The sequence below is a fragment of the Xanthomonas sp. 3075 genome (assembly GCF_014197275.1).
GTDB classification, from domain to species: Bacteria; Pseudomonadota; Gammaproteobacteria; order Xanthomonadales; family Xanthomonadaceae; genus Xanthomonas; species Xanthomonas campestris_B.
In genome coordinates this window covers 1-1893 of sequence record NZ_JACIFI010000049.1, presented here as the reverse complement: position 1 = coordinate 1893, position 1893 = coordinate 1, and the positions used below count along the sequence as shown (strand labels likewise).

3 protein-coding genes are annotated in these 1893 nt (G+C 58.7%); 1 reads left to right on the top strand and 2 read right to left on the bottom strand.

The annotated features are described in order from the left end of the window. Positions 1–415: 415 nt before the first annotated feature. Positions 416–748, bottom strand: a complete 333-nt coding sequence (locus GGR62_RS20845) for a VOC family protein (protein ID WP_184409717.1) — start codon at positions 746–748, stop codon at positions 416–418. Between the two features lie 82 nt (positions 749–830). Then, on the bottom strand, positions 831–1274 hold the full coding sequence (locus GGR62_RS20840) for a hypothetical protein (RefSeq protein WP_184409716.1): 444 nt from the start codon (positions 1272–1274) through the stop codon (positions 831–833). 444 nt (positions 1275–1718) lie between these two features. Between GGR62_RS20840 and GGR62_RS21495 the strand changes: the two genes are divergently transcribed. After that, on the top strand, positions 1719–1893 hold a 175-nt coding region (locus tag GGR62_RS21495; protein ID WP_326520286.1), incomplete at its 3' end, for a xanthomonadin biosynthesis protein.

Below are 1893 nucleotides of genomic sequence, written 5' to 3'. Positions count from 1 at the left end.
CCAACGCATTTGCTCCACCACGGCCTAACGCTTGAATTAAGCCGAGTTGCGAAGCAACTTCGGCTTGAATGAGTTGTTAGGCAGTGAGTGGCCGCAAAGGTTGGATGATGCAACCAAGCTCCGCAGCACTGCCGCCTGGACCGAGTGTGCCACAGCTTGCGGGATGGAGCTTGCCCAGCGACGCCCCGGTGCGGGCTGCTGCCGAAGACAATGCAACGAGCGCAGCGCGGAAGTGACTTACGAGGGCGAAGCACTGAACTTGCCACGCCCCGCAACGGTGATGACTACCGCCCGGAGCCGACCGCATGCATCCCAGTCAATGCACCGAAGCCGGATCCACCAACGTGTTTGCTCCACCACTGCCTAACGCCTGAGCTAAGCCGACCCGCGAAGCGGGTTCGGCTTGAGCGAATTGTTAGAACTGCTGCTGGAAAGCCAAATGGTAGCCATTGCAGTCCTTGATGCCGAACTCTCTAGATCCATACGACATGTCTTGGATTGGCCAAGACACATCAACTTTTCCTTCGATGGATGTGAAGTAGCGATCTGCGTCCGGAACCGTGAAGTAGATGGTGCCGGAGAAGCCGTCAGGGGCGCCAAAAAGCTCGGTGAAGATGAGCCTGCCACCTTGTTTTTCAACGGTCAGAGTGCCCTCTGCAGTATCGAAGGCATCGAAGCCCAGCACCGACTCATAGAATTTGCGGGTCTCTTTCAGGTCACTGGTACGCAAGAGAAGTGTCAACGACATGTGGAGTCTCCCAGCGGGTCTAACGCCTGAATTAAGCCGCGTCGCGAAGCGGCGTCGGCTTGAATGAATTGTTAGCGCCCACCTACTGCACGGCCAAGAGCAGGGTCATGCCAGCATAGTCCTGTTGCTCCAGCAGCTGCAGCCAGCGCGTCACCACAGCGTATCCCAGCAGGGCGACGGCAGCGGCCTGAAACGCCTGCGGCTGCTCATGCCCTGTAGCCGACCGCATGAGCAAAGTATGAGGCTTTTCTAAACCACGACCAGAAAGGACCTTGAGAAAGGCGTCCAAGGCATTCCGCATCTCTGGGGGGCCGTAGTGCACTGCCACAAAGTCCGCCGCGAGCTTCTCAGCCTTGATAAGGACGGCGACGAATTGCCAGGTGAGCAGATCTACGGCAGCAGTTACAAAGACCGAGTCCTCGCCATACATGTCGAGAAATGCATCCGAAAGATGAGGACCGAAGCCCCGCTCAGGGTCGATCTGGATGGTCCCGGCAGGTACGCCGGCGGGTCGTTCGCTTTGCACGTCTCGGGGATCTCGCGGTGGGCGCTAACGCTTGAATTAAGCCGAGTTGCGAAGCAACTTCGGCTTGAATGAGTTGTTAGGCAGTGAGTGGCCGCGAAGGTTGGATGGTGCAACCATGCTCCCCAGCACTACCGCCTGGACCGAGTTTGCCACAGCTTGCGGGATGGAGCTTGCCCAGCGATGCAGTGGCGCGTGATCCCACCGAAGCCAACTGCACCGAGCGCAGCGCGGGAACGACGTGCCAAGGCGAAGCACCGAACTTACCGCAATAAGCAACGGTGATGACTGCTGTCCGGAGCCAACCGCATGCATGCCTGCGAACCCAACGAAGCGGCAACCACCAACGCATTTGCTCCACCACGGCCTAACGCTTGAATTAAGCCGAGTTGCGAAGCAACTTCGGCTTGAATGAGTTGTTAGGCAGTGAGTGGCCGCGAAGGTTGGATGGTGCAACCATGCTCCCCAGCACTGCCGCCTGGACCGAGTGTGCCACAGCTTGCGGGATGGAGCTTGCCCAGCGATGCAGCGGCGCGTGATGCCACCGAAGCCAACTGCACCGAGCGCAGCGCAGGAACGACGTACCAAGGCGAAGTACCAAACTTACCGCAACCAGCAACGG

Excerpts from the sequence above, each read along its gene's own strand:
- GGR62_RS20845 (WP_184409717.1), bottom strand. The coding sequence starts at position 748 with ATGTCGTTGACACTTCTCTTGCGTACCAGTGACCTGAAAGAGACCCGC.